Origin of the sequence: Allosphingosinicella sp. (genome assembly GCF_036570505.1) — a bacterium.
GTDB lineage: Bacteria > Pseudomonadota > Alphaproteobacteria > Sphingomonadales > Sphingomonadaceae > Allosphingosinicella.
In genome coordinates this window covers 1-3764 of record NZ_DATCYB010000095.1, presented here as the reverse complement: position 1 = coordinate 3764, position 3764 = coordinate 1, and the positions used below count along the sequence as shown (strand labels likewise).

The following is a 3764-nucleotide window of genomic DNA, read 5'->3' as shown; positions in this document are numbered from 1 at the left end:
ATCCTATCGCGATATCCGGCGACAAGGCGCTGATGCTGGCTGGCCGCGTTGTCACGAGCGTGGCGCTCATCCTGCACGAGCTGGCGACCAATTCGGTCAAATATGGCGGGCTCGGCCATGCCGAGGGAGCGCTGCGCATCGCCGTCGAGCACGCCGGCGACGACCGCGGTTCGGCCCGGCTGCTGTGGGTCGAGGAACGGCCCGGCCTCGAGGAAGTGCGGACGGCATCGGGGTTTGGCACGCGGCTCGTCGAGCGCTCGGTTGCGCATATCGGCGGGACGCTAAGCCGTCGAGTTGCCACCGGACGGCTGGAGATCGAGCTGGTGCTTCCGATCGTCATCGACAGGATTTGAAGGGGCGTGGCATCGAAGGCGCCAGCTTGCCGGCGCCAATGCCGATCGTCTCAGGCTGTCCAAGAGCAATTAACCAGCTGGCAATGCAATGCCTTCATTAGTTTGGACAGCTATAACAAGAGGCAATCGCGGCCAGTGAACAGGTGTCCAATGCGTGCCGTAGTCGATGCTATTCTTCCATCAGACGGGCGAGGCAAATTCCGGTTCGAGGTGCCATGTCCCACCACCTTTGCGGCTGTGACCGTGCAGACGCCGAATGAGCAGATAAAAGTCGGGGCAAAGGCGCTGGTCCCAGTATCTGCAAAGCCGTCAATGAGGGTGGGCGAGCGATTGGTCGGAGAAGAGGTCCTGGCCATCCAGATTTTGGGAAAGGCGCTCGCCTGTCCAACCTATCAGCTTTGTCCCGCCACTGTCCGGCTCGATTCAGGCAAGTCCGCGACCTATTTGTTCCCAGGAGAATCTGCCTCATCCAGTACGCTCATTGTTGATGATTCCCGGCTTGAGAGCGGCGGTGCAAAAACCTACCACGGTAGCGGCGGGATAGTCCCGCTTCGGGCGGCGTAAAAGTCGTCCACCTATGTCCTGTCTGCAGCGTGCAGGGAGGGCCGGGAGATCTATACCGTGGAACTTTATCGGGAGGTCCGCGTCGCCTGTGGGAACGGCATGACCCAGCGCGAGGCGGCGAGGCATTTCAACATATCGCGCGACAGTGTTCGCAAGATGCTGTCGTATTCGACCCCACCCGGCTACCGGCGGCAGGCTCCGGTGCGCCGGCCGAAGCTGGATGCGTTTGTTTCAACGATCGATCACTGGCTTGATGAGGACGTGAAGGTACCGCGCAAGCAGCGGCACACGGCCAAGCGGGTGTTCGACCGGCTTCGCGACGAATGCGGGTTCACCGGCGGCTACACGTTCATCAAGGATTACATGCGCGAGCGCGAGCAGCGCCGACAGGAAGTGTTCGTGCCGCTGTCGCACCCGCCGGGCCATGCGCAGGCCGACTTTGGCGAGGCGATGGTGGTGATCGGCGGCGTGGAGCAGAAGGCCCGCTTCTTCGTGCTCGACCTGCCGCACAGCGACGGCTGCTATGTGCGAGCCTATCCGGCGGCGGTGGCCGAGGCCTGGGTGGATGGCCACATCCATGCGTTCGCCTTCTTCGGCGCGGTGCCGCAATCGATCGTCTACGACAATGACCGCTGCCTTGTGGCGAAGATCCTGCCCGACGGGACACGCAAGCGTGCGGCACTGTTCAGTGGCTTCCTGTCCCACTACCTGATCCGGGATCGCTATGGCCGTCCGGGAAAGGGCAACGACAAGGGGAACGTCGAGGGGCTGGTCGGTTATGCCCGGCGCAACTTCATGGTGCCGATCCCGCGGTTTGCGACATGGGATGCGTTCAACGCCTGGCTGGAAGAGCAATGCCGCAAGCGTCAGCATGACAGGCTGCGCGGCGAGAGCGAGACGATCGGGGAACGGCTGCAGCGGGATCTTGCCGCCATGCGTCCATTGCCGGCGGCACCCTTCGATGCCTGCGACCAGGCCAGCGCCAAAGTGACGGCGCAGTCGCTGGTGCGCTACAAGACCAACGACTATTCGGTCCCGGTCGCCTACGGGCATCAGGATGTCTGGGTTCGCGGCTACGTCGACGCGGTGGTGATCGGCTGCCGCGGCGAGATCATCGCCCGCCATCCGCGGTGCTGGGAACGCGAAGACGTCGTCTTCGATCCGCTGCATTACCTGCCGCTGATCGAGCAGAAGATCAACGCGCTGGATCAGGCTGCTCCTCTCCAGGGCTGGGACTTGCCCGGCGAGTTCGCCACGCTGCGCCGCCTGATGGAGGCGAGGATGAACAAGCACGGCCGGCGCGAGTACGTGCAGGTTCTGCGGCTGCTGGAAAGCTTCGACCTCGCCGATCTGCATGCGGCGGTGAAGCAGGCCCTGCATCTCGGTGCGATCGGCTTCGATGCGGTCAAGCATCTGGTCCTGTGCCAGGTGGAGCGCCGGCCGCCGCGACTGGACCTGTCGATCTACCCATACCTGCCGAGGGCGAATGTCGAGACGACCTCGGTCAAGGCCTACATGCGCCTGCTCGGTAACGTTGAGGGGGAGGAAGCGGCATGAGCACCGAGGCCCCCGAGATCCTGCTTGCCCACTATCTCAAAACCTTGAAGCTGCCGACCTTCCAGCGCGAGTACCAGAAGCTGGCCCGGCAATGCGCCGCCGAGGGCGTCGATCATATCGGCTATCTGACCCGGCTTGCCGAACGGGAGATGATCGAGCGCGACCGCCGCAAGGTCGAACGCCGCATCAAGGCGGCGAAGTTCCCGGTCGTCAAAAGTCTCGACAGCTTCGACTTTGCCGCCATCCCGAAGCTCAACAAGATGCAGGTGCTGGAACTGGCGCGTTGCGAATGGATCGAGCGGCGCGAGAATGTCATCGCGCTCGGTCCCAGCGGCACGGGCAAGACTCATGTCGCCCTCGGGCTCGGCCTGGCCGCCTGCCAGAGGGGCCTGGCCGTCGGCTTCACGACCGCCGCCGCACTGGTCAGCGAGATGATGGAGGCGCGCGACGAGCGGCGGCTGTTACGCTTCCAGAAGCAGATGGCCGCCTACAAGCTCCTCATCATCGACGAGTTGGGCTTCGTGCCGCTCTCGAAGACCGGCGCGGAACTGCTGTTCGAGCTGATCTCGCAACGCTACGAGCGCGGCGCGACCCTGATCACCAGCAATCTGCCCTTTGACGAGTGGACGGAAACACTCGGGTCCGAGCGCCTGACCGGCGCGCTGCTCGACCGTATCACCCACCATGTCAACATCCTCGAGATGAACGGCGAAAGCTACCGTCTCGCCCAAAGCCGCGCCCGAAAGGCAGGCTGAAACCCTCACCAAAATCGCCGACGCCGCAAGCGGGAAACTCTGGTCGGGCTACGCCCTCCCGACGTTCCCCGCTTGCGCCGCCAAGTGGCCTACTTTTACGCCGCCGTGTGGCCGGATTTTGCTCCGCCGTTGACACGACGTACCAGAGATAAAAATCATTCCCGACCATATAGGGCGATACAAAATTGCTATAGAGCAGCAGCGTCGAAATGTGAGCGGGTTTGTCGAGCAGAACCTTGGTGAACAATAAGGCAGACGAAAACAGGACCGTCGGCACAAGTACCTTGATGAAAAGCCGCATCATCGGCTTGCTGCTGCCGGTGGAGAATGCCTCGGTCAGCTGAAAACCGCCAAACAGGAAGCCGGAAATGAGAAACAGGGCGCTGGTCGCGCCGCCTGTGTAATCCAGCAGCTTAAAATGCCCTGCCACCACCAGCACGATCGATACCGCTCGAATGAACATGCTGGTATCGACAAAGCTCCAGCGCGAACGGGTCTGGTTCTGGCGAGCAGCAAGCATGCTGATGCTCATGAA

Annotated in this window: 3 protein-coding genes and 1 pseudogene; 3 read left to right on the top strand and 1 reads right to left on the bottom strand. The window is 62.5% G+C overall.

All coding sequences use genetic code 11. The annotated features are described in order from the left end of the window. The 3 genes and pseudogenes from VIR62_RS11850 to istB form a co-directional block, all read left to right on the top strand. Positions 1 to 353 (top strand): annotated as a pseudogene (locus tag VIR62_RS11850) (PAS domain S-box protein); the annotation flags it as partial. A gap of 621 nt (positions 354 to 974) precedes the next feature. Beyond that, positions 975 to 2474 carry an IS21 family transposase gene (gene istA / locus VIR62_RS11845; RefSeq protein ID WP_431871519.1) on the top strand — a complete coding sequence of 500 codons (1500 nt, stop codon included), beginning with the start codon at positions 975 to 977 and terminating at the stop codon, positions 2472 to 2474. Beyond that, a complete protein-coding gene (gene istB / locus VIR62_RS11840; protein ID WP_137114004.1) occupies positions 2471 to 3229 on the top strand; it encodes an IS21-like element helper ATPase IstB in 759 nt (252 codons plus the stop codon). Before istA ends, istB begins: the two co-directional genes overlap by 4 nt. Here istB and VIR62_RS11835 read toward each other — a convergent pair. After that, on the bottom strand, positions 3162 to 3764 hold a 603-nt coding region (locus tag VIR62_RS11835), incomplete at its 5' end, for a hypothetical protein (protein ID WP_431871517.1). The genes istB and VIR62_RS11835 overlap by 68 nt on opposite strands.

Bases quoted from the DNA above. Each gene is read 5' to 3' on its own strand.
- istB (WP_137114004.1), top strand. From the start codon at position 2,471: ATGAGCACCGAGGCCCCCGAGATCCTGCTTGCCCACTATCTCAAAACC.